The organism is Nitrospirota bacterium (assembly GCA_040755395.1).
Taxonomy (GTDB): Bacteria; Nitrospirota; Nitrospiria; order Nitrospirales; family Nitrospiraceae; genus DATLZU01.
In genome coordinates, this window is record JBFMAX010000001.1 from 461,797 (window position 1) to 485,447 (window position 23,651).

General features: G+C 62.3%; 19 protein-coding genes. 15 read left to right on the forward strand and 4 right to left on the reverse strand.

What is annotated here, in order from left to right; translation table 11 throughout:
* Positions 1-2: 2 nt before the first annotated feature.
* The 4 genes from AB1555_02390 to AB1555_02405 form a co-directional block, all read right to left on the reverse strand.
* A complete protein-coding gene (locus tag AB1555_02390) occupies positions 3-551 on the reverse strand; it encodes a redoxin domain-containing protein (GenBank protein ID MEW6245539.1) in 549 nt (182 codons plus the stop codon).
* A gap of 40 nt (positions 552-591) precedes the next feature.
* The gene (locus AB1555_02395; protein MEW6245540.1) at positions 592-1,707 is read right to left on the reverse strand and encodes a hypothetical protein; all 1,116 of its coding nucleotides are present in this window, start codon (positions 1,705-1,707) and stop codon (positions 592-594) included.
* A gap of 233 nt (positions 1,708-1,940) precedes the next feature.
* Entirely contained in the window at positions 1,941-2,252 is a 312-nt protein-coding gene (locus tag AB1555_02400; protein MEW6245541.1) for a hypothetical protein, read from the reverse strand.
* Positions 2,253-2,341: 89 nt separating this feature from the next.
* Positions 2,342-3,412 carry a tetratricopeptide repeat protein gene (locus AB1555_02405; protein ID MEW6245542.1) on the reverse strand — a complete coding sequence of 357 codons (1,071 nt, stop codon included), beginning with the start codon at positions 3,410-3,412 and terminating at the stop codon, positions 2,342-2,344.
* A gap of 191 nt (positions 3,413-3,603) precedes the next feature.
* On the opposite strand from AB1555_02405, the gene secA reads away from it, so the two are divergent.
* The 15 genes from secA (at position 3,604) to AB1555_02480 (ending at position 23,626) form a co-directional block, all read left to right on the forward strand.
* Positions 3,604-6,309, forward strand: a complete 2,706-nt coding sequence (secA, locus tag AB1555_02410) for a preprotein translocase subunit SecA (protein ID MEW6245543.1) — start codon at positions 3,604-3,606, stop codon at positions 6,307-6,309.
* Between the two features lie 426 nt (positions 6,310-6,735).
* Positions 6,736-7,938, forward strand: coding sequence for an SAM-dependent methyltransferase (locus AB1555_02415; GenBank protein ID MEW6245544.1), 1,203 nt, complete (start codon positions 6,736-6,738; stop codon positions 7,936-7,938).
* 93 nt (positions 7,939-8,031) lie between these two features.
* A complete protein-coding gene (ndhC, locus tag AB1555_02420; protein MEW6245545.1) occupies positions 8,032-8,403 on the forward strand; it encodes an NADH-quinone oxidoreductase subunit A in 372 nt (123 codons plus the stop codon).
* 111 nt (positions 8,404-8,514) lie between these two features.
* On the forward strand, positions 8,515-8,994 hold the full coding sequence (locus tag AB1555_02425) for an NADH-quinone oxidoreductase subunit B family protein (GenBank protein ID MEW6245546.1): 480 nt from the start codon (positions 8,515-8,517) through the stop codon (positions 8,992-8,994).
* A 95-nt stretch (positions 8,995-9,089) separates the two neighbouring features.
* Positions 9,090-10,838: an NADH dehydrogenase (quinone) subunit D gene (gene nuoD, locus AB1555_02430; GenBank protein MEW6245547.1), complete on the forward strand. Its 1,749-nt coding sequence runs from the start codon at positions 9,090-9,092 to the stop codon at positions 10,836-10,838.
* 110 nt (positions 10,839-10,948) lie between these two features.
* Positions 10,949-11,482, forward strand: coding sequence for an NADH-quinone oxidoreductase subunit NuoE (gene nuoE, locus AB1555_02435; protein ID MEW6245548.1), 534 nt, complete (start codon positions 10,949-10,951; stop codon positions 11,480-11,482).
* A gap of 91 nt (positions 11,483-11,573) precedes the next feature.
* Positions 11,574-12,890: an NADH-quinone oxidoreductase subunit NuoF gene (gene nuoF / locus AB1555_02440; protein MEW6245549.1), complete on the forward strand. Its 1,317-nt coding sequence runs from the start codon at positions 11,574-11,576 to the stop codon at positions 12,888-12,890.
* Positions 12,891-13,005: 115 nt separating this feature from the next.
* On the forward strand, positions 13,006-15,684 hold the full coding sequence (gene nuoG, locus AB1555_02445) for an NADH-quinone oxidoreductase subunit NuoG (protein MEW6245550.1): 2,679 nt from the start codon (positions 13,006-13,008) through the stop codon (positions 15,682-15,684).
* A gap of 108 nt (positions 15,685-15,792) precedes the next feature.
* The gene (gene nuoH / locus AB1555_02450; GenBank protein ID MEW6245551.1) at positions 15,793-16,866 is read left to right on the forward strand and encodes an NADH-quinone oxidoreductase subunit NuoH; all 1,074 of its coding nucleotides are present in this window, start codon (positions 15,793-15,795) and stop codon (positions 16,864-16,866) included.
* Positions 16,867-16,891: 25 nt separating this feature from the next.
* On the forward strand, positions 16,892-17,431 hold the full coding sequence (gene nuoI / locus AB1555_02455) for an NADH-quinone oxidoreductase subunit NuoI (protein ID MEW6245552.1): 540 nt from the start codon (positions 16,892-16,894) through the stop codon (positions 17,429-17,431).
* 137 nt (positions 17,432-17,568) lie between these two features.
* A complete protein-coding gene (locus AB1555_02460; GenBank protein MEW6245553.1) occupies positions 17,569-18,081 on the forward strand; it encodes an NADH-quinone oxidoreductase subunit J in 513 nt (170 codons plus the stop codon).
* A 73-nt stretch (positions 18,082-18,154) separates the two neighbouring features.
* Positions 18,155-18,457 carry an NADH-quinone oxidoreductase subunit NuoK gene (nuoK, locus tag AB1555_02465; protein MEW6245554.1) on the forward strand — a complete coding sequence of 101 codons (303 nt, stop codon included), beginning with the start codon at positions 18,155-18,157 and terminating at the stop codon, positions 18,455-18,457.
* Positions 18,458-18,566: 109 nt separating this feature from the next.
* Positions 18,567-20,465: an NADH-quinone oxidoreductase subunit L gene (gene nuoL / locus AB1555_02470; protein MEW6245555.1), complete on the forward strand. Its 1,899-nt coding sequence runs from the start codon at positions 18,567-18,569 to the stop codon at positions 20,463-20,465.
* A gap of 99 nt (positions 20,466-20,564) precedes the next feature.
* Complete coding sequence (locus AB1555_02475; GenBank protein MEW6245556.1) at positions 20,565-22,154, forward strand: NADH-quinone oxidoreductase subunit M; 1,590 nt, start codon at positions 20,565-20,567, stop codon at positions 22,152-22,154.
* Positions 22,151-23,626: an NADH-quinone oxidoreductase subunit N gene (locus AB1555_02480; GenBank protein MEW6245557.1), complete on the forward strand. Its 1,476-nt coding sequence runs from the start codon at positions 22,151-22,153 to the stop codon at positions 23,624-23,626. The genes AB1555_02475 and AB1555_02480 overlap by 4 nt, the downstream gene beginning before the upstream one ends.
* Positions 23,627-23,651: the final 25 nt, after the last annotated feature.

Below are 23,651 nucleotides of genomic sequence, written 5' to 3' on the forward strand. Positions count from 1 at the left end.
GCCTACCTCAATGACGCCGCCTTCGGCACTCCAGCCGCCCGAATACGGCTGAGGACTTCGATGATTTTCTGCTCAGTCAACAGGCCCCCCTTGATGTACTCCTGCACCACGCCGGACCCGTCGATGAACACGCTGACCGGCAGGCCGAACACCCCGAACTGGTTCGCTACGCGATTGTCGCGATCCAGCAGCACCGGGAACGTGTGGCCGTAGGTTCGAATATGGTCCCGGACCTTTGCCTCATCTTCCAGTTCGTTGACGGCCAATACGACGAATCCCTTGTCGCGGAGCCGATCGTAGGTCGCCTGCATAGCCGGCATTTCGGTCGTGCAGGGCTTGCACCAGGTCGCCCAAAAATTCACCAGCACGATCTGGCCTCGATACTGGCTCAGGCTGTGGGTGCGGCCGTCCAAGTCGGTCAGACTGAAGTCCGCGGCCGGTGTTCCGACGACCGGCGGCCGTTCGGACATCCCCCAGACCACGTCGGCCGCCTGGTTCGACACAAAGGCCAGTCCTGTCACGACCATGACAACGCTCAGGAGCGCTTTCATAACCCATCCCCCTTTTGAGCGACTTCGCCCTCGCTCCGAACTACGGGTTGACGACCTGAAACGACTTGGTGATCCCGAAGACGAAGCTGGTCCCCTGCGCCAGATTGTTGTTGGCATCCCGCGCGATGGGAATCTGCGAGTAGAAATACAACGACGACATGCTGGCCCAGTCGGCCTCGACCAACGAACCGAGATTGATCTGAAAGCCCGGCGTGTAGGCCAAATAGGTCGAGCCCGTATTGGGGACTCGGCGGTTCTTGATGGTCGGATCAATCGGCACCGGCTCGTCGGGCGCCAGCGTACCCACTGGCAAGGATTGCAGCAGCGACGCGCTGATATTGTCATGCACCAGATACCGATAGTTGAGCTGGTTGGTCAGCACCAGCCACGGCACGGTCACCAGATTGAGCCCTACATTCAGGAGGTATTCGTCGCCGAACTGGTACCCGTCGTTGTTCCGGAACGTGTGCCGGTAACTGACGAAGGCGAACTGATTCAGGCGGTGGGGAATCAACTCATAAGTTTGATAAATGGTGCCGATCAACCCCACATTGCCTCGCCCGAGCTGCGTCGGCGACTCCATAATCCCCCCGCTGCTGTCCCTCGCCCGCGTATCGCCCGTGGGCAGATCCACTCCGAATCCCAGCACCACCATGCTTCTCAGGGTCGGGAGCACGTTGTATTTGGCGGTGACCCTGATGTCTCCGATCCCGTTATCCGCAAAGTGCACGGCCTCGCCTTCGCCGTTCAGCCCCTCTTCGCCGAGACCGTCGAGGTGCCCGTGCGTCCGTTTGAGATATGGAATCGTCAGCTCCAGCCCGAACCGGTCCGTCACACCGTAGTTGAGATCCAGGGTATAGGTCTGCGTGATCGTCCGCGTTTCCCGATGATGGTCCAGAATCAGCCGCCGCCGCTCCTGATCGATAGCGGGAATGACGCCGGAGGTCCCGCCCAGCAACCGCATCGGCGTGTAGTTGTAAATGCCGTTGATCGTGAGCAGTCCGTGCTGAGGCACCTGCTGCTGGGAGCCGATCACAACAAAACAGGTGACCGCTCCGCAAGACGCTTCGAGACGGGATGACCCCGCAAGGCTGTACAACATGATCGTGAGAAAGCCACATACGATGACTGCGCATTTCCTGATCGTCTTGTTCATCTTTCCTCCACCATCTCAACGCACGGGTCTCAGTCGCGACAGCGACACATTGGCGCTGAAGGCCCATGAATGCTGATTGACGACGGGCTGAACGCATTCTTAACGCCGCCATAACACCAGCATGCAGAGCACGTGACCGGAGAGCCTCGGTCGAGGCCCGTCAAACGGCGAGCCACACCGCTCTGTGCTTCGGAGGGTCAGCCCACCCTTGGACCGGTTGTCTCTGTGATGAACTAGGAGATGGAGAGTGCCGGAGGACCGCGGGAACCCGGCGCCCGACAGGCTATCTCTAACGGTTCTTGAAAGGTCGGAAGGCTTCTGAATCTCAGCGGAACGCGATCGATTTGAAAGACGGCCGGAATCTCTCCGAGCGCCTGACCCGCCGCGCACATCCAGGCACAGATCCCGGTGCTGTGCAAGCCGGCCCCGTGGTGTGCGGCGTGCTGGAGGTCATGCGCGACGGCGCTGCCGGTCGTGGCGGCGAGCACGATCACGATCGCGACGACCAACGCCCAGGCTGCGGTTCTCAAAAGGGAACGACTCATGGCCTCGCTGCTCTGAACGGCGATCGGCCTGCATGTTAACAAAACGCCTGCGGTCGCGTCAAAGCGCGCCGGCGTCGAGGCTCTGTCGCTTACCGTCCCCCCTGCCCCACGATCCGTTCGACCCGGTCGTCTTTTCCCCCGAGCTCCCGGTACTTCCGGTATTGGGCGAGGGCCTTGGCCGCATCCTTGCGATGCAACTCGTAGAACACGCCCAGATTGTAATGGGCCTCGACGAAGTCGGGTTTCAACGCGACCGCGGTTTCATAGGCGCGCTCGGCTTCATCCAACTTGTTCAGGCTGGTATAGACGACGCCGAGATTCATGTGGGCCTCGGCGTACCCGGGACGCAGCCGCACGACCTCCTGAAACTCCTTCGCGGCGTCCGCGAGTCGTCCTTGGCTGCGGTAGATGAATCCCAGGTTATAGTGGGCGTCGACCAGATCCGGTTTCACCGCGATCGCCTGCCGGTACGCGTAGGAGGCTTCAGCCAGATCGTTCGTCTTCTCGGCGATCCGTCCCATGAGATACCACCCGTCCGCATACCGAGGATGAGCTTTCACAAGCTTCCGCAGAAGCCCCAGTGCGCGGCGGCTGTCGCCCTGATAGTCGTAGAGGCTCGCCAAACTGAAGAGGGCATCGAGATGGTCCGGATGGAAGCCGAGCAGTGTTTCATAGGCGCGAATCGCCGCCGCGTGGTCGTGGCGTGTCTCATAGAGTTTCGCCAGATCAAAATAGGCCTCTTCGTCGCGCGGTGCAACCGAAATGGCCCGCGTCAGCGCACGCTCGGCCTCGGCCGACTTGCCCTGCGACAGGTACACATCGGCCAGGTCGTTCAGGACCTCTGCGGAATCGGGCTTGAGCGTGAGCGACCGCTGAAGCGCCTCGGCCGCCTCGACCGGCTTTTTTTTTCCTTGGAAATACACAAGCCCGAGCAAATGGTAGGATTCGGCAGAGCGGGGATCGATCTCGATGGACTTTTTCAGCGCTTCGATGGCGCCGTCAAAGTCCCCTTGGCGGAAGAGCCCGAACGCTCGGTCGTAGTGCCGCTGAGCGGCGTCGGGCGTAGCGCTGTGAGCGGCGCCGAGCACCACAAGACTCGCGACCAACGTCCAGATGAGCGGCCGCACGAGTTTCGGCCCCCGTTGTCTCTGATCCGGCATGACGCCCGATGCCTTCTCCGTCGTCCGCTCGCTCCGCACAGCCGCACGCCGCGAGTCCGTCCCGTTCGGACTATAGCCGGAGCCGGAGACGAAAGCAACGGATCGATTTGCCGTAGGATTCACACGGGAATTGCTGTATACTTTTCTTCGCTCGATACGACATACACCTCTAGCGCGGCCGACTGACGCCTATGTTCACCAGAATTCTAAACCTCATTTTCGGCAGCAAGAACGACCGGGAGATCAAGGCGCTGCGGCCCATCGTGGACCGCATCAACCAGCTTGAGCCCTCGCTCACACCGCTCTCCGACCTTGCACTGGCCGACAAGACGCAGGTATTTCGCAAGCGGCTGGAAGCCGGCGAGGCGCTGGATGATCTGCTGCCGGAAGCCTTCGCCGTCTGCCGGGAAGCCTCGCGGCGCCGGCTCAACATGCGGCATTTCGACGTGCAGTTGCTCGGCGGCATGATCCTGCACAAAGGCCGCATCGCCGAAATGAAGACCGGCGAGGGCAAAACGCTCGTCGCGACGCTGCCCCTATACCTCAATGCGCTGGAGGGCAAGGGCTGCCACCTGGTGACCGTCAACGACTACCTGGCGAAACGCGACGCGCAGTGGATGGGTCCGATCTACCATTCGCTCGCCTTATCGGTCGGGGTGATCCAGCACGACGCGTCGTTCCTGTTCGATCCGACCTACGACGCCGCGGACAAACGTCTGCAGCACCTGCGGCCCTGCACCAGGCAGGAAGCCTATCGGGCGGACATCACGTACGGCACCAACAACGAGTTCGGCTTCGATTACCTGCGCGACAACCTGATCGTCAGCGATCTGAGCCAGTGCGTCCAGCGGGAGCTGAACTACGCGATCGTGGACGAGGTGGACAGCATCCTCATCGACGAGGCGAGGACGCCGCTGATCATTTCCGGCCCGACGGAACAGTCCACGGACCTCTACTACCGCATCAACGCCATCATTCCGCAGCTCAAGCTGGACCGCGACTACACCATCGAAGAGAAGACCAAGACCGCCGCGCTCACCGAAGAAGGCAACGCGCGGGTCGAAAAGCTGCTCGGCGTGGACAACCTGTACGACCTCGCTCACATGGATCTCGTCCACCACGTCATCAAGGCGCTGCAAGCCCACGCCCTCTACAAGCGAGACGTGGATTACGTCGTCAAGGACGGCGAAGTCATCATCGTGGACGAGTTTACCGGCCGGCTCATGCCGGGCCGGCGGTGGAGCGACGGGCTGCACCAGGCGGTGGAGGCGAAGGAAGGCGTCAAGATCGCCAACGAGAACCAGACCCTGGCGTCCGTGACCTTCCAGAATTACTTCCGCATGTACAAGAAGCTGGCCGGCATGACCGGCACGGCCGACACGGAAGCGGGCGAGTTCGCCAAGATCTACAACCTCGACGTGAACGTGATTCCGACCAACCGACCGATGATCCGGAAGGATTACCCCGATGTGGTCTACCGGACCGAACGGGAGAAGTTCAACGCGATCGTCGAGGAGATCAAGGACTGCTACGAGCGGGGGCAGCCGGTGCTGGTCGGCACGATCTCCATCGAGAAGTCGGAGCGGCTGTCGTCCTACCTGAGCAAGCACGGCATCAAGCACAGCGTCCTGAACGCCAAGTACCACGAGAAGGAAGCCGAAATCATCGCGCAGGCCGGCCGCAAGGGCGCCGTCACGATCGCCACCAACATGGCCGGCCGCGGGACGGACATTCTGCTGGGCGGCAATCCCGATTTCCTGTTCAAGCGCATCCTCTATCAGGATGAGCACCTGCCCGACGACAAGAAGCTCGAGATCTACGAACAGATCAAAGCCGACTGCGAGAAGAACAAGCAGGAGGTGGTCGCGTTGGGCGGCCTCCACATCCTCGGCACCGAGCGGCACGAGAGCCGCCGCATCGACAATCAGCTCCGCGGCCGGGCCGGCCGCCAGGGGGATCCCGGCTCTTCGCGATTCTACCTCTCGCTCGAAGACGACCTCCTCCGCATCTTCGCGTCGGAGCGTATCTCCAACCTGATGCTCAAGCTCGGCATGGAAGAAGGCGTCCCGATCGAACATCGGATGGTGACCCGCTCCATCGAGAACGCGCAGAAGAAGGTCGAGGCGCATAACTTCGAGATCCGCAAGCAACTGCTCGAATACGACGACGTGATGAACAAGCAGCGCGAGGTCATCTACCAGCACCGCCGCGCCGTGCTCGCCGGCGAGAATCTCAAAGAAGACGTTCTGGAGATGATGGACGAGGTGATCCAGTCGCTGGTCGATGTGTATTGCGCGGAAGACCAGTACCCGGAAGAATGGGATTTCAAGGGCCTGGCCGACGCCATGCAGGCCCAGTTCGCGCTCGACATCGCGCGCGGCTCAGGCGATCCCGCCGCGCACTTCAAAGACCTCGGCCGCGACGCGATCATCGAGGATCTGCGGGATCAGGTCCGGGCCGCGTACGAGCAGAAGGAGCGGGAACTCGGCTCCGACCTCATGCGCTATCTGGAAAAGATGCTGCTCCTGCAGGTGATCGACCACCATTGGAAGGATCACCTGCTCGCGATGGACCAACTGCGGGACGGCATCGGCCTGCGCGGCTACGGGCAGAAGGACCCGCTGATCGAGTACAAGCGCGAAGGCTTCGACATGTTCGCCGCCATGATGTCCCGCATCAAGTCGGACGCGCTGGAACGGCTGTTCCGCGTGCAGGCCGTCCGCGGAGAAGAACCGCCGCCCGTCGCCCGTCCGGCCGGGCCTCCTCGCCTCACCCTCAACCGCGGCGACGCACCGGCCGCGCCCCGCCCCGTCCAGCGCCAGCACGAAAAAGTCGGCCGCAACGATCCATGCCCCTGCGGCAGCGGAAAGAAATACAAAAAATGCCACGGCCAATAAGAAATAAGAACGGCGAGAGGCCTGGGGCCAGAGGCTGGCACGTGCAAATCGTTATCCTTCGAGATCATCTTCGTCCTGACCAATCTCACCCATAGCCTATAGTCCGGGACAGGTCGCTGGACCTACCTCGCGAATCGCGGAGGCTCGGGTTACCGTACTTGCCGAACAGATGCGGTCCGTCGCAGACGGACGACGAGCACTGCTCGAAGTTCCGTTCGAGCGAAGCTCGGGACGGAACACGTTGCGCAGTCGAGCAGATGTGAGGCTTAGTACGGTCGAGCCGCAGCGTTTGAGCAGAGGAGGTCTGGCGATCTGTCCCGGACACCACTTCTTACCTTGACTTGGCTTCGAGCCGGAAGCTAATGTAGACCACTTTGGAGCCTGAAAAACGAGGGGCGAAGCTTGCCCTGAAGGTGGTCGTCGTCGATGAGCGTAAAATCATCGCTCAGCAGCGGACATCCGGGACTGATCGCCGAGATCGCGGCGGAAATTTCACGCTCGGGTCCTATCCCTTTTGCCCGGTTTATGGAGCTTGCGCTCTACCACCCGCGGTTCGGGTACTACGTTCGCCCAGCGGATGGTCCGGCGACCGAGCGTATCGGCTGGTCGGGCGACTTCTACACGAGTTCCGACGTGCATCCGTTGCTTGGTCAGGCGTTGGCCAGACAGGCCCGGCAGATCGACGAACTGCTCGACTGCCCTGATCCCTTCACCGTCGTCGAGATGGGCGCGGGGAAAGGGCTCCTCGCCCGACATTTCCTCGCGAGCTGCGGGAAGGAATCCGCTTCTCTTGCGAATCGCCTCCGATATCTCCTGATCGAGCGCAGCCCGGCCATGCGGGAGCAGCAGCGTCGGAACCTCGCGCCCTATCTCGACCCTCCTGCTCGAGTCTCCTGGGTCTCCGGTCTGTCCGACCTTCCGGATGCGAGCCTGGTCGGGTTGTTGCTTTCGAACGAACTGGTCGATGCGTTCCCGGTGCATCGCATCGAGATCGTCGGCGGCGAACCGAGGGAGATCCACGTCGACTATCGGGACGGGCGGTTCCTAGAATGTCTATATCCTCCGTCCACCCCGGAGATCGAAGCGTATGTGCGCCGCGTGGGCGCGGACCTGTCCGACGGGTATCGGACCGAGATCAATCTCGAAGCGCTCCGATGGATCAAAGACGTCGCTCGTGTCATGGGTCGCGGCATCGTCATCACCATCGACTACGGTCACAGCGCGCAGGACCTGTACGCGCCCGAGCGCCGTCGTGGGACGTTCCTCTGCTACTACCATCAGATGGCGTCGGAGGACCCCTACACCCGCGTCGGGGAACAGGACATGACCGCCCACGTCGATTTCACCAGCTTGGCGACGGCCGGCGAAGAAGCGGGGCTGCGTGTGGCCGGATTCACCAATCAGATGAGCTTCCTGATCAGTCTCGGCGCCGAACACATGATCGACTCACTCGATCCCGAGTCGCCGGAATTTCGGGCCGCACTGCATTTGCTCAAGCCGGAAGGCATGGGGCGCACGTTCAAGATCCTTGTGCAGCGCAAGGGCATGCCCGAGCCGGAGTTGGAGGGATTGAAGTACAAGCCGTTCTTCGGGAACGCACTGGTTGCTTCGGCACCCAGGAGTCATTAGTCAATGGTCAGTGGTCAATGGCGAAGAACACCTCCGTGGGACCGGTACGATTAAGCCCCCATTGCCCAATGACTGATGACCTTTGACCAATCTATGGGTGATGAATCCGTTCCGCTGAACTACGTCCCGATCCTGGCCTTCATCGCAATCGCGCTGGCGTTCGGTGTGGTGTCGCTGCTGATCGGGTGGGTCGTCCGTCCGAATCGGCCGTATCGGGCGAAGCTGGTGCCGTACGAGAGCGGGAGTCCGTTGTTTCAGGACGCCCGCGTACAGTTCCCGATGCGGTACTACATCATCGCGATGCTGTTCGTGATTTTCGACATCGAGATCGTATTCCTCTTTCCTTGGGCAGTGGTGTTTCAGAAACTGGGCGTTGTCGGCCTCGTGGAAATGGGGGTCTTCATCGGCATCCTCGTCGTCGGGTTCTGGTACGCGTGGAAAAAAGGGGCGTTGGAGTGGGAGTGACGCGCGAAGCGCGCGAATGAGAAATTTGGAATGTGGAATTATGAATTCTGAATTTTCAGTTTTCGACCATTCCCCATTTCTCATTCCACATTCCACATTGGAGCGAACGAAGTGAGCTTTCTCGAGCGGCAGCTTGAACCGAACATCTTGACCACCAACCTGGATGCCTTCGTGTGCTGGGCGCGGAAGTCGTCGCTGTGGCCCATGACGTTCGGGCTGGCCTGTTGCGCGATCGAGATGATCGCGACCGTGTCGTCCCGATACGACATCGACCGCTTCGGCGCCGGCGTGTTCCGCGCCTCTCCGAGACAGTCGGATCTCATGATCGTGGCCGGCACGGTCACGCGAAAGATGGCGCCGGTGATCCGCCGCATCTACGACCAGATGGCCGAACCGCGCTACGTGATCTCGATGGGCTCCTGCGCCACCTCCGGCAACCATTACAACAGTTACAGCGTCGTCCAGGGCGTGGATCAGATCGTCCCGGTGGACGTGTATGTCCCCGGCTGCCCGCCCAGGCCGGAAGCGTTGCTGGACGGCCTGCTCAAGCTGCAGGAAAAGATCCAACGGGAGAAAGTGTTCGTCAAATGACGGTAACCGTTAAACGAGAATCGTGAACCGCTGGAAAACAGTCCGTCGGTCGAAAGCTTCGATTCACGTTTAACGGTTAACGAATAACGGGTGACATGCATCCACTGCTCGAAACACTGAGGGCAAAATTCCCCGAGGCCGTGCTATCGGTCCAAGAGGATGAGGCCCGCGGAGAGCTGTCCGCCCGCGTCGCCGCCGACCGCATCGTAGACGTGGCGCGGTTCCTTCACGATGATCCGGCGATGGCGTTCGATCACATCACGGATGTGTGCTCGGCCGACTTTCCGGAAGACCGCGAACGGTTCGAAGTGATCTACCATCTGCTGTCGTTGCCGCATCGCCGGCGCGTTCGGCTCAAGGCCCGCGTCACGGAAGACAACCCTTGCATCGATTCGGTCACCGCCGTTTGGAAAGGCGCGGAGTTCATGGAGCGGGAGGTCTACGACTTGATGGGCATCCGCTTCGACGGGCATCCGGACCTGCGCCGCATCCTCATGCCGGAAGACTACGACGAGGGCTACCCGCTCCGGAAAGATTTCCCGACGGAAGGCAAGGGTTGGCGTAGCTCCTTCGAATTCATCCCCCGGCTTGACGAGCCGCCCGTCGAAGTCGAAGGCGAGATCTCCGAAGACCTGAAGAAACCCTTCATGGCCGGCAACGGAGCCGTGTCATCCATCCGTAAGGAGGAGTTGCTGCTGAACATGGGCCCCCAACACCCGAGCACGCACGGCGTGCTGCGGGTGGTGCTCGAACTCGACGGCGAGCGGATCGTCAAGGCGACGCCGGACCTCGGCTACCTGCACCGCGGGGTGGAAAAGCTGGCCGAGGGGTTGCACTACCTGCAGATCATCCCGCACACCGACCGGCTCGATTACGTCTGCGCCATGGCGAACAACTACGCGTATGTCCGGGCCGTCGAGAAGCTCGTGGGTGTCAAGGTGCCGGAACGCGCCGAGTATATCCGCACGATCGTCGCGGAGATGCAGCGGGTGGTCGGTCACCTGTTCTGGCTGGGCACGCAGGCGCTGGACATCGGCGCGATGACGGTCTTTTTCTGGACGTTTCGCGAGCGCGAAGCACTGTTGGACATGTTCGAGAAGCTCTGCGGCGCGCGGCTTACGTTGAACTATTACCGTATCGGCGGCGTGGACAGCGACTTCACGCCCGACCTCGTCGCGCGCCTGAAAGCGTTCCTCGACACGTTCTACGACAAGATTCACGAGTACGACACGCTCCTCATGACGAACCGGATCTGGCTGTCCCGCACGAAGAACGTGGCCGTCATTTCCGCCGAAGACGCGATCAACTTCGGCCTCACCGGACCGGTGCTGCGCGGCTCGGGAGTCGCATACGACGTGCGCAAGTTCGAACCCTACGGCATGTACGACCGGGTGGAATGGGAAGTGCCGGTCGGCAAGAGCGGCGACACCTACGACCGGTACTGGGTGCGCATGGAAGAGATGCGGCAGAGTTGCCGGATCATCCGCCAATGCTTGGACCAGATGCCGCCCGGCCCGATCATGGCCGATCTCCCGCAGGTGATCCCGCCGCCCAAGCCCAAGGTCATGCGGGACATGGAGAGCCTGATCCACCATTTCATCATCTTCACGCAGGGCTTCAAGCCGCCGAAAGGCGAGACCTATTGCGCGTCGGAAGCGCCGAAAGGAGAACTGGGCTTCTTCATCATCAGCGACGGGAGTCCCCGGCCCTATCGGTTGAAGATCCGGGCTCCGTCGTTCGTTCACATGGGCGCCTTCGACCACATGGCGCGCGGCTATCTGATCTCGGACATCATCACGATCTTCGGCACCTACGACATCGTGATGGGAGAATGCGACCGCTAATAGAGGCGTCACTGGTCAAGCGTCAACCGTCAACCGAGAGACAGGATGGTGGCCTCTCTTCGAGTCGATGGACGAAATGCCGATTGATGAATGACGCGAGCTGACAGGGCATGAGACTGTCGGAGAAATATAAGGATCAGATAGCCGATATCCTGTCCCGCTACCCGGTTCGACGCTCGGCGCTGTTGCCGCTGCTGTGCCTGGCGCAGCAGGAGGAAGGCTACGTGAGCGAGGCGGCGATGAAGGAAATCGCCGGCATCCTGAAACTGACGCCGCCGCAGGTGTACGAGACGGTCACGTTCTACACGATGCTGAACCTGAAGCCAGTGGGAAAGTTCCACATTCAGGTGTGCAAATCGCTGATGTGCGCCTTGGTCGGGTCCGACACGTTGCTCGGCTGGCTCCGCGCCAAGCTGGGGATCAAGCCCGGCGAAACTACTCCGGACCGGATGTTCACCCTCAGTACGGTGGAATGCTTGGCCGCCTGCGGGGCCGGGCCGATGATGCAGATCAACGACGACTATTACGAGAAGCTGACCGAAGAGAAGGTGGATCGGATCCTGGCCGACCTGAAACGCGACGGCACGTCTCCCTTGAAGAGCGGGCCGTTCATGCTGCCTGAACCAGTGAACAGTAAGGGGTAAACGGTGAGGAGTCAGGGGATGCGTCGGCTTTTTGTTCTCAATTTCGCACCCCCTTACCCCTCACTCCTTACCCCTTACCGATGAGATCGCAATGGCCAAACACGAACTCATTTTGCTGAAGAACATGACATCGCCGGGCTACACGGGCTCGCTGGCGGACTACGAGCGGGCGGGCGGATATCAGGCGCTCCGCAAGACGCTCGGCAAGATCGCACCGGCGGACGTGACGGCGATAGTGGTGAAGTCGGGATTGCGGGGGCGCGGGGGCGCGGGATTCCCGACCGGGATCAAATGGGGATTCCTGCCCAAGGATTATCAGGGTCCTCGTTACCTGTGCTGCAACGCGGACGAGAGCGAACCGGGCACGTTCAAGGACCGCCAACTGATCGAACGCGACCCCCACCAGGTCATCGAAGGCATCCTGCTCGCCTGTTACGCCATCGGGGCCGAGACCGCCTACATCTATATTCGAGGGGAATTTGCCTTGGGCGCCGCGATTCTGGAACGGGCCTTGTCGGAAGCCGGAGCCGCCGGCTACATCGGCCGGAACATTCTCGGCACGGGGGTCAACATCGACGTGTGGATTCACCGCGGAGCCGGCGCCTACATTTGCGGGGAAGAGACGGCGCTCCTGGAGTCGCTCGAAGGGAAGCGGGGCTTGCCGCGCGTGAAACCGCCGTTTCCTGCCACCCACGGCCTGTACGGCAAGCCGACCGTGGTCAACAACGTGGAGACGCTCGCGAACCTGCCGCATATCCTCAACCGCGGCGCCGAATGGTTCGCCTCGATCGGTTCGCCGCCGAAGAGCACGGGCACCCGCATCTTCTGCGTGAGCGGCCATGTGCGGCGGCCCGGCAATTACGAAGTGCCGATGGGAATTACGTTCCGCGAGTTGATCTTCGAACACGCCGGCGGCATGCGCTCGGACAAGTCGCTGAAGGCGTTCATCCCGGGAGGGGCGTCGGCGCCGTTTTTGACCCCGGACCACTTGGACGTGAAAATGGACTTCGAGTCGGTGGCCCAGGCCGGGTCGATGCTGGGATCGGGCGGGGTCACGGTCATGGAGGAAGGCACCAGCATGGTCTGGGCCACGCTGCGCCTGATGGAGTTCTTCTACCACGAGTCCTGCGGCAAGTGCACCCCGTGCCGGGAAGGCAGTTCGTGGTTGGTCCAGACCATGCGTCGCATCCTCGCCAAGCGCGGCCGCCGGGAGGACCTTGAAACCCTGACCGATCTGTGCCAGAACATCGCCGGCCGAACGGTCTGCGCGTTCGGCGACGCCGAGGTGGCCCCGGTCATGAGCACCCTGAAGTACTGGCGGCACGAGTATGAGGACCTGATCCGGGAGGCGGAATCGCTGGGCCTGTCAGGCGTCCCCGAACTGGTCCTGCCGGCGGGACGATATTAAAAACGTTAAACGTGAATCGTTATTCGTGAATCGCAAAAGGACAGATCGGCTCTTGCGTTGAACGGTTAACGGTTAACGAATAACGGGGAACATGCCTAGCACGAGCACAGAAACAGTGAAACTTACCATCGACGGCATCCCGGTGACGGTGCCGAAGGGCACGTTGCTCATCGAGGCGGCGCGCCGGGTGGGGGTGATGATCCCGCATTTCTGTTACCACCCGAAGCTCAAGCCGGACGCCAACTGCCGGATGTGTCTGGTGGAGATCGAAAAGATGCCCAAGCTTCAGACGGCCTGCAGCACCCCGGTGACCGAGGGGATGAGCGTCCGCACGGCCACCACCGTCGTCGACGAAGCGCACAAGTCGGTGCTGGAGTTCATTCTGGCCAACCATCCCCTGGACTGCCCGGTCTGCGATCAGGGCGGCCGCTGCGACCTGCAGGACTTCTCTCACGAGTACACGCCGACCACCAGCCGGTTCATCGAGGTCAAGCGCATTTTCCCGAAGGAATATTTCAGCCCGCTGATCGAAACCCAGATGAACCGGTGCGTCCAGTGCCTGCGCTGTGTCCGGTATTGCGACGAGGTCATGGATGTCAAAGCGCTGGCGCCGGCCGGCCGAGGAACGATGACCGAGATCAAGCATTTCGGCCCTCACCCGTTGGAGTGCGAGTTCTGCGGGGGCTGCGTGCAGATTTGTCCCGTCGGAGCCATCACCAGCCGCCTGTCGATGTACGAATACCGGCCCTGGATGCTGAAACGGACCGACACCGTCTGCGCCTACTGCGGGGACGGCTGCCAGATCACGATCCAGACCAAGGACGACGAACTGGTCGAAGTCATGTCGGCCTATGGCGCCGGCCGCAACAACGGCGACCTGTGCGCGCGAGGCTTCTTCGGGTATCACGCCACCAGTCACCCGGAGCGTTTGATGCGCCCACTGATCCGCCGCGACGGCCGGCTGGTGGAGACGACCTGGGAAGACGCGCTGGAATACGCGGCCGGCGCCGCGATCCGACTCAAGCTGAAGCATGGCCCGGACGCGTTCGCCGGGTTGATCGCGTCCCGCTGCACGAACGAAGACCTCTATGTGTTTCAGAAATTCATGCGCCTGACGATCGGCACCAACCGCATCGACGGCAGCGCGCGCTACGGCCACCTTAACGGCGTTCAAGCGATGCGCCGGGTGCAGGGCACCCACCGGTGGACCGTCACGTTCGACGACATCGTCGCCGCCGACGCGCTGTTGCTGGTCGGCACCAACATCACGGAGACCAATCCCGTCACGGGCCTGAGAGTGAAAGAAGCCGTCAAGAAGCGGCAGGCGACGCTGGTGACGGTCGAAGCCCTCGATCCGGCGATCGACACGATCAGCAACATCGCGAATCTCGCGCAACATCACTTCTCCGCCCACCCGGCTCGGTTCGGCCCTGTCGCCGTGGGCTTGATCAAGGCGGTGATCGAGGACGGCCACGTGGATCAGGCCCTCCTCCAGCAGGCGCCGGCCTATGTGAGCGCGATCACGCAGGCGGTGGAACGCTTGTCATGGGAGGAACTTGAAGCCGCCACCGGCTCGACTCGGGCGTCCATGCTCGACGCCGCACGGGTCCTGGCGCGCGCCGGACGCCTGGTCGTCCTCATCGGACCCGGCGTGTTGCGAAATCCCGGCGGGTACAATACGGCCGCCAACCTGCTCGATTTGTTGCTGCTCACCGGGCATCATGGGCGTCCGGGCTGCGGATTCGCGCCTCTGGCCGAGGAGAACAACGACCAGGGCGCCGTGGAGATGGGGGCCGTCGCGGAGTTTCTCCCCGGTCCCGTCGACCGCACGGATCGAACCGCGCGCGAGCGGCTGGCCAACCTGTGGAAGGAGGAGCTTCCCAAGGGACCAGGCGCCACGCTGATGGAGATGATCGAGGACGCGCGCGCCGGCAGGCTGAAAGCCCTGTTCGTGGTCGGCGAGAACCCGGTCGGCAGCCTGCCGGCCGCCGCCGGCGCGAAGGAGGCGTTGGGCAATCTCGAACTGCTGGTCTGTCAGGAACTGTTCCTCACCGAGACGGCATCGCTCGCCCACGTGGTGTTGCCGGCCTGTTCCTATGCCGAGAAGGACGGGACCTTCACGAACAGCGAAGGGCATGTGCAGGCCGTCCGGCAGGCGATCCAACCGATCGGCGAGAGTCGCCCCGACTGGGAAGTGTGTTCGGCTCTGTCGGGGCTGATGGGCTACCCGCTCGAATACGGCGACGCGCGTGAGATCTTGAAGGAGATTCGCGGCCTCATTCCCGGCTACGGTCTGCTGGGGCCGGCGCCGACGCCGCCTCAAGTCGATCGCGCGGCGGTCGAGCGATATCTCAGCCGAGGATACGCCGATGATATCGCGAGCCGGTACCGACTTTCTGGAGCGCGGCGAGAGGCGAGGGGCCAGGGGCCAGGGACGAGAGACCACGGGAAAAACGACATGCTCACGTTGGTATTGGGGCAGTCGCTGTTCCATTCGGGTAAACTGTCGACCCGCGCCAAGGGCCTGCTTCAGGTGGAAAGCGTCGGCTTGTTGAGAATGAACCCCGCCGACGCGGCGCGGCATGATGTGTCGGACGGCGATCGGGTCCGCGTGTTTAACTCGCGCGGCGAGTTCACGACAGCCGTGAAAATCCTGGCACGTATCCCGGAAGGGATGGCGTTCTTCCCCGAGCATTTCGATCAGGACGCCAAGGCGCTGGCCGACGTGGAGATCGACCCCGTGACGAAGGTGCCGTATTGCAAAATGTCGCAGGTGAACGTGGAACGGATATAACCAATCGTCAATGGTCATTGGTCAACGGTCACCGGGAAATAGGCACGGCTCACCATTGACTGTTTTCCATTGACCGTTGACATCGACGATCTTCAGTCCGGAGGAACCGTGGTTGAAACAAGTCTGAAGCTGGTCATCTCGCTGACGCAAATTGCCGCCGTGATGGGCGTGGTTCTGCTCACGGTCATGCTGCTGACCCTGCTCGAGCGAAAGGTGCTCGGTTGGATGCAGGACCGGATGGGCCCGATGGAAGTCGGCCCGTACGGCATCCTCCAGCCGATCGCGGACGGGATCAAACTCTTCTTTAAGGAAGACATCATTCCGGCCGGTGCGAACAAATTTCTCTTCAGCCTGGCGCCGATCCTCGCGCTGGTTCCGGCCTTGATCGGGTTTGCCGTCGTGCCGTTCGGCCCGAACCAGACGGTGGAACTGTTCGGGGTTCAGTTCAAACCGTTCGTCATCAGCGACATCAACATCGGGATCCTCTATATCCTGGCGTTCGCGTCGATCGGCGCCTACGGGATCATCCTCGGCGGCTGGGCGTCCAACAGCAAGTACTCGCTGCTCGGCGGATTGCGGTCGGCCGCGCAGGTCATCAGCTACGAACTGAACGTGGGCTTGGCGATCGTCGGCGTGCTGCTCCTGGCCGGCTCGCTGAGTCTCGTCAAGATCGCGGAAGCCCAGGCCGGCGGCTTCTGGCACTGGTTCGTTTTCGCGCCGCCCTTCCCGCAGATTTTCGCGTTCGTCGTGTACGTCATCTCGGCGGTGGCCGAGACCAACCGTGTGCCGTTCGATCTGCCGGAAGCCGAAAGCGAATTGGTGGCGGGATTCTTCACCGAATACAGCGGGATGCGATTCGCGTTCTACTTTCTCGCCGAATACGCCAACATGATCCTGGTGTCCTGCGTCGCCGCGGCGCTGTTCCTGGGCGGGTGGAACGCCCCCTATCCGGGCACGATCCTGGCCCGGATCGGCTTGGAACACATTTCCTGGATGGAGAACGTGGGCTGGTTCACCGTCAAAGTGTACTTTTTCCTGTTCCTGTTCTTCTGGCTGCGGGCCACGCTGCCACGCCTGCGCTATGACCAACTGATGCGGTTCGGGTGGAAGGTCATGCTGCCGATCGCGCTGGGCAACATCCTGATCACGTCGGTCGCGGCATATCTGTTCCCGAGGAGCTGATGGCTAATAGCTGATAGCTGTAGGCATGAAATTCAAGAACTGGCTCAAGACGATCACCTTTTACGAGATCCTGGTGGGCATGAAGGCCACGTTGACGCATTTGCTGCGCTATCGGCCGATCACGCTCCAGTATCCTCACGAGAAACGCACCCTGCCGGACAGCTACCGCGGCATGCTCGCGTTGCTGCGCTACGATGACGGCACGGAGAAATGCGTCGGATGCGATCTCTGCGAAGCGGCCTGCCCCTCCCGGGTGATCCGGGTGGTCAGCGCGGAAGTGCCGGGCGAACCCACCAAGCGGTACGCGAAAGAATATTACATGGACATGACACGCTGCCTCTTTTGCGGCCTGTGCGTCGATGCCTGCCCGGTGGACGCCCTGGGCATGACCCGCGAATTCGAGTGGGCGGTCTATGACAAACGGCAGCTCCTCCTGAATAAGGAACAACTCCTCGCCATCGGCGACCGGTCATTTCTTGTGCGAGAGAAACGGCTGGAGCTGCAGCACCCGAATGTGGCGTTCTTCAACGTCGCGTTCAAGCACGTGCCACAGAAACCAACGTGAGCCCCTCTCCTTGCCCTCGCTGCGGTTCACCATACAGAGGCGAATGGGGCGGCACCGGCTGTGGGCCTGGAACCTGAACACGACCGGCGGGCCGGCGCTTTGACTTCCGGACTCGGAACGACAGGAGGCTGCGTCCGTTGAATCAGTTCTTCTTTTTGTACTTCGCCGGCGTCATCGCGCTGACCTCGGTCCTCGTCGTCGCGCTGCGCAATCCCGTCTACAGCGCCCTCGCTCTGTTGATCATGTTTTTCCACGTCGCGGGCCTGTATGTGACCCTGCACGCGGAGTTTCTCGCCGCCGTGCAAGTCATCGTGTACGCGGGCGCGATCCTGGTGCTCTACCTATTCGTGGTCATGCTGCTGAACGTCAAGCGCGAAGACCGTTACCACGCGCAACTGCCGGTCGCGGGGTTGCTGGGGTTGACGTTCCTGACGACGGTGCTGCTCGCGGCGGTCCGCTTCCGCGACGCCGGCGCTCCCGCGGGGACGGCCGACGGCGCCGCCGGGGCGTCGGGGAACACGGAAACGATCGGCCAGGTGCTGTATTCGACGTACCTTTTTCCGTTCGAGATCGCCTCGCTCATCCTGCTGGTCGCCATGATCGGCGCGATCGTCCTCGCGAAAAAAGATATCGGGGGACGTGAAACGTGAAGCGTAAGGCATCATGCGCGAGATGGTCTGAAGCGCCTTATTGTTTGTCCCAACGCGTCACGAGGCATACGTCATGATCCCCTTAAGCTATTACATCATCCTGAGCGCCTTCGTGTTCATCACCGGCGTGGTGGGCGTGCTGATCCGGCGGAACATCATCATCATTCTGCTGTCGGTGGAGCTGATGCTGAACGCTACGAACATCAACTTCGTGGCCTTCTCGCATTATCTTCAGAGCGTGGCCGGCCAGGTGTTCGTCTTTTTCGCGCTGACGGTCGCGGCGGCCGAGGTCGCCGTCGGTCTGGCGATCATCATCGCCCTCTACCGATCCAAATCGAGCATTAACGTGGACGAGTTTCAGCTTCTAAAATGGTGAACATGTCATTGGTCAACGGGCATAGGTCAACGGCAAGGAACCGAACACCGGCTTTCAGAGCATTTCTTCACTGTTGATCAATGACTCTTGTCCATTTGACCCATTACATATGCTCTACGCCCTGATCCCCCTCCTTCCCATCGCCGCGTTTCTGATTCTCGGCCTCGCCGGCCACTGGATCAGGGAACGGGCGCACCTTGTGGCCGTGCCGGCCGTCCTCGGCTCGCTCGCGCTCTCCGTCGTCGCGTTCTTTAACGCGGCCGAAGGCGATCGGATCTCGGTTCCGCTGTACACATGGATCGCCTCAGGCGAACTGGAGGTCCGCCTGGGCCTGTTCATCGACCGGCTGACCGCCGCCATGCTGCTGCTCGTGACGATCGTCAGCTCGCTCGTGCACGTGTACACCATCGGCTACATGCACGGCGAGAAGGGGTACGCGCGCTTCTTCGCCTACATCGCCCTCTTCACCTTTTCCATGCTGATGCTGGTCATGTCCGACAACCTCCTCCAGTTGTTCATCTTCTGGGAGGCGGTCGGCCTGTGTTCCTACCTGCTCATCGGCCACTGGTACGAGCGGCCGGTCGCGTGCGCCGCGGCGACCAAGGCCTTCATCGTGAACCGTGTCGGCGACTTCGGGTTCCTGCTGGGGCTGCTGGTGATCGTGTACAACTTCGGGTCATTGGATTATCGGCAGGTGTTCGCTCAGGCTCCGGGCTTCGCCGACGACATGATGAATCTCCTCCGGCTGTTCGGAGGGACATGGGAAGTCTCCACGCTCACCGTGATCTGCCTCCTGCTGTTCGCCGGCGCCGTCGGGAAATCGGCGCAGGTTCCGCTGCACGTCTGGCTCCCCGACGCGATGGAAGGTCCGACGCCGATCTCGGCGCTGATCCACGCGGCCACGATGGTGACCGCCGGCGTGTTCATGGTCGCCAGGCTGGCGCCGCTGTATCACCTCTCGCCGATCGCGATGGACGTGGTGGCGGTGGTCGGGGCCCTGACGATGGTCCTGGGCGCGACCATCGCGCTGACGCAGACCGACATCAAGCGGATCGTCGCCTACTCGACCGTGAGCCAGCTCGGCTACATGATGATGGCCTGCGGCCTGGGCGCCTATGCGGCGGGCATGTATCACCTGCTCACGCACGGCGCGTTCAAGGCGCTCCTGTTCTTGGGCTGCGGCTCGGTGATCATCGCGCTGCATCATGAACAGGATATGCGGCGCATGGGCGGACTCAAAGACAAACTGCCGATCACGTACTGGACCTTTGTCGTCGGCTCGCTGGCGTTGGCCGGCTTTCCTCTCACCGCCGGCTTCTTCAGCAAGGACGCCCTGTTGCTGGAGTCGTGGTCGTCGGGGGCGTTGGGGCGAACGCTCTCGGTCTTCGGGCTGCTCACGGCGCTCCTGACCGCCTTCTACAGTTTCCGCCTCGTCTTCGTCACCTTCTGGGGATCGTCCCGTGTCGATCCCCACCTGGCCGGCCGTATCCAGGAACCGTCCGGAACGATGACGGTTCCCTTGCTCATTCTGGCCGTGCTCAGCGTGGTCACCGGCTACTTGGGCGTCCCCGAATTTTTAGCGCCGGTCTTTCCCGGCGGCGCAGAGGCCGGCCATCACGGCGGAGCCGCCGCGATCGGCGTCATGGCCGCAGCGACGCTGATGGGTCTGGCCGGCATCGCAGCGGCGTACTATGTCTATGTGAAAGAGCCCGGGTTGCCGGACCGCCTGGCCGCGCGCTGGCGGCAGGCGTATCGACTCTCCGCCAACAAATGGTACGTGGACGAACTCTATGACGCCAGCATCGTGCGGCCCACATTCTCGCTCGCCGACGGCCTGTGGAAACGGCTGGACGTCACGATCATCGACGGCGCGGTGAACGGGGTCGCGCGGGCGATCGCCCTGGGCGGATGGCTTCTGCGCCTGATCCAGAGCGGGCAGGCCCAACACTACGCGCTGGGCATGGCGGCCGGCGCGGTGGCGCTGTTGACGGTGTACCTCCTTTTTTAGGCGAGGGGCCCGTGGCTCGCGGCGCAAGGAAGAGCGGAAGATGAATCGTATTGAAAGACACGTCGTTCGCCTCCCGCCCCTAGCCCAGAGCGAAGCGAGATGAGCGAACCGAGCCTACAAAGCGCGTTCCCCTGGCTGACCGCCGTGGTGTTTCTGCCCCTCGTCGGCGCGGCGCTCGTCTGCCTTGTCAGAGATACCATGGTCCGTTGGACGGCGTTGGCGGTGACGGTCGCCGACGTTCTGGTGGCGCTGCCCGTCTGGTTTCAGTTCGATCCCGCCGTTTCGGGAATGCAGTTCACCGAGCACGTGCCCTGGATCGCGTCTCCGCCGATCAGCTATCAGCTGGGCGTGGACGGCATCAGCCTGCCGCTGGTGCTCATGACCGCCCTCTTGATGCCGCTCTGCGTGCTCGCCTCCTGGCGGGCGATCGAGACCCGCATCCGCAGTTTCATGGCCGTCACGTTGATCATGGAAGCGGCGATGCTCGGCGTGTTCGTCGCGCTCGACTTCGTGTTGTTCTATGTCTTCTGGGAAGCGATGCTGATCCCGATGTATCTCCTGATCGGCGTGTGGGGCGGCCCGAACCGGCTATACGCGGCCATCAAGTTCTTTCTCTATACCCTGGCCGGCAGCGTCCTGTTGCTGGTCGCGATCATCGTCCTGTACTTCCAGGGCGGCCACACGTTCGACATCCTCGCGCTCGGCCGGCAGACCTACGACGCCTCGCTCCAGAGCTGGCTGTTCCTCGCCTTCTTCGCCGCCTTCGCGGTCAAGGTGCCGATGTTCCCGTTCCATACCTGGCTGCCCGACGCCCACGTCGAGGCGCCCACCGCCGGCAGCGTGATTCTCGCCAGCATCCTGCTGAAGATGGGCGCGTACGGCTTCCTGCGCTTCACGCTCCCCATGCTGCCGGACGCGACGGTGACGTTCACGCCGCTCATGATCATGCTTTCGATCGTGGCGATCATCTACGGCGCCTACATGGCGCTGGCCCAGGCCGACCTCAAAAAACTCATCGCCTATTCCAGCGTCAGCCACATGGGCTTCGTCACGCTCGGCATCTTCGTCCTGAACCACCAGGGGATCGAGGGCGCGGTGCTGCAGATGGTCAACCACGGCATCACGACCGGCGCGTTGTTTCTGTGCGTCGGCGCCGTCTACGAGCGGACGCACAGCCGGATGATCGCAGACAACGTGGGATTGGCCGGTCCCATGCCGCGGTACGCCACCCTGCTGGTGATCTTCGCGCTCTCGTCGCTGGGGCTGCCCGGCACGAACAGCTTTGTCGGCGAGTTTCTCGTGCTCGTCGGAGCCTTCCTCTGGAACAAGATCGCGGCGAGCCTGTCTGCGCTCGGCGTTATCCTGGCCGCGGTCTACTTGCTGTGGATGGTCCAGCGCGTGGCGTTCGGCGTGCCGGCTGAACGCTACGTCCGCCACCTGGTCGATCTGAACCTGCGCGAGATGGCCACCCTCGCGCCGCTGGTCGCGCTGGTGTTTTGGATCGGCTTCTTCCCGAATCCCGTGCTCACGCGAATGCACGCCAGCGTCAACGAGCTGGTCGAACGAGCCGAGGCTCGGAGCCAGGGGCCAGAGGCGAGGGGCAATCGGACCGACGGCTCGGAGCAGCGTGATGCGTCTTCCCCTCTGGCCTCTCGCCTCGACCCTCGTGCCTGGGAGGATCGCCCATGACGCTGCCGCTGTCCGACCTCGCCGCCGTCCTCCCCGAGTTGATCGTCGTCACGGCGGCCTGTCTCGTGCTCGGGCTCGACCCGATCACGCCTGCGTCGAAGAAAGACGCGCTGGCGTGGTTGAGCCTCGGATCGCTGGTGATCTGCCTGGGATTCACCGCGTCCCAAATGGGCGGCCGGACATCCGCGTTCAGCGACCTGGTGATCATCGACCCCTACGCCTGCTTCTGGAAACTCCTCCTCTATTTGGTGACGGGCCTGACCATCCTGCTGTCGTTCGCCTACCTCAAAGAAGAGCACCTGCACCTCGGCGAGTACTACGGATTCATCCTGTTGGCGCTGTCCGGCATGATGGTCATGGTGTCGGCCGCCGATCTGCTGACGATCTATCTCGGCACCGAACTGATGTCCCTGTCGCTGTACGTCATGGCCGGACTCAAGCGGTCCGAGCCTCGCTCGCTCGAAGCCTCGGCCAAATATTTCGTGCTGGGCGCCTTTTCCTCCGGCCTCCTGCTGTACGGCATCTCGTTGCTCTTCGGCGCGGCGGGCGCCACGAGGCTCTCCGCCATTGCAATCGCCGTAGCTGCGCGGGGACTCGACGACCCGGTCGTGCTCTTGGCGATGATCCTGTTGGCGGTCGGGTTCGGCTTCAAGCTCGCCGTGGTGCCGTTCCACATGTGGACGCCCGACGTCTACGAAGGCGCGCCGACCTCGGTCACCGCCTTCATGGCCGTGGCCTCCAAGGCGGCCAGCTTCGGCGCCTTTCTCCGGGTGTTCGTGGAAGGGCTGGGCGGGCTCAAAGCGAACTGGCAGCCCCTGTTCCTGGCCGTTTGCCTCGCCACGTTGGTGCTCGGCAACGTGGTGGCGATCGTCCAGACCAACATCAAACGCATGCTGGCCTACTCGAGCATCGCGCACGCCGGCTATGCCCTGATCGGCCTGGTCGCGGCCGGGCGGGCGGCCGACGGAACCGGCGCCACCGGCCTGGCCAGCGTCATGCTGTATCTTGCCGTGTACGCCTTCATGACCCTGGGCGCCTTCGCCGTCGTCGCGATGTTGCGCAAGGGCGGGCTCGAAGGCGAGGAGATCGAGGATTTCACGGGCTTGGCCAAGCGGCAGCCGGTGGCGGCGCTGCTCATGCTGGTCTTCATGGTCTCGCTCGCCGGCATCCCCCCGACGGCCGGCTTTATCGGAAAATTTTACCTGTTCATGGCAGCCGTCAACGGCGGGCTGGCTTGGCTGGCCGTCGTCGCGTTGCTCTTCGCCGCCGTGTCGGCTTACTATTATCTGCGCGTGGTCATGGTCATGTACATGCGGGAGCCCGAGCCCGGCTCCGCTCCGGTCCCCTACCTGGCCGCCTCGCCGGCGCTGTCCATTGTCCTGGCCTGCGCGATCGCCGGCGTCGTGCTCTTGGGCCTGTTTCCCAATCCTCTCGTCTCGCTGACCGCCCAAGCCGTGCTCGTGCTGAAGTAACCGCGCCATCGGCGTTTTCCACCAA

Bases quoted from the DNA above. Each gene is read 5' to 3' on its own strand.
- AB1555_02390 (MEW6245539.1), bottom strand. From the start codon at position 551: ATGAAAGCGCTCCTGAGCGTTGTCATGGTCGTGACAGGACTGGCCTTT.
- AB1555_02395 (MEW6245540.1), bottom strand. From the start codon at position 1,707: ATGAACAAGACGATCAGGAAATGCGCAGTCATCGTATGTGGCTTTCTC.
- AB1555_02400 (MEW6245541.1), bottom strand. From the start codon at position 2,252: ATGAGTCGTTCCCTTTTGAGAACCGCAGCCTGGGCGTTGGTCGTCGCG.
- AB1555_02405 (MEW6245542.1), bottom strand. From the start codon at position 3,412: ATGCCGGATCAGAGACAACGGGGGCCGAAACTCGTGCGGCCGCTCATC.
- secA (MEW6245543.1), top strand. From the start codon at position 3,604: ATGTTCACCAGAATTCTAAACCTCATTTTCGGCAGCAAGAACGACCGG.
- AB1555_02415 (MEW6245544.1), top strand. From the start codon at position 6,736: ATGAGCGTAAAATCATCGCTCAGCAGCGGACATCCGGGACTGATCGCC.
- ndhC (MEW6245545.1), top strand. From the start codon at position 8,032: ATGGGTGATGAATCCGTTCCGCTGAACTACGTCCCGATCCTGGCCTTC.
- nuoD (MEW6245547.1), top strand. From the start codon at position 9,090: ATGCATCCACTGCTCGAAACACTGAGGGCAAAATTCCCCGAGGCCGTG.
- nuoE (MEW6245548.1), top strand. From the start codon at position 10,949: ATGAGACTGTCGGAGAAATATAAGGATCAGATAGCCGATATCCTGTCC.
- nuoF (MEW6245549.1), top strand. From the start codon at position 11,574: ATGGCCAAACACGAACTCATTTTGCTGAAGAACATGACATCGCCGGGC.
- nuoI (MEW6245552.1), top strand. From the start codon at position 16,892: ATGAAATTCAAGAACTGGCTCAAGACGATCACCTTTTACGAGATCCTG.
- nuoK (MEW6245554.1), top strand. From the start codon at position 18,155: ATGATCCCCTTAAGCTATTACATCATCCTGAGCGCCTTCGTGTTCATC.
- nuoL (MEW6245555.1), top strand. From the start codon at position 18,567: ATGCTCTACGCCCTGATCCCCCTCCTTCCCATCGCCGCGTTTCTGATT.
- AB1555_02475 (MEW6245556.1), top strand. From the start codon at position 20,565: ATGAGCGAACCGAGCCTACAAAGCGCGTTCCCCTGGCTGACCGCCGTG.
- AB1555_02480 (MEW6245557.1), top strand. From the start codon at position 22,151: ATGACGCTGCCGCTGTCCGACCTCGCCGCCGTCCTCCCCGAGTTGATC.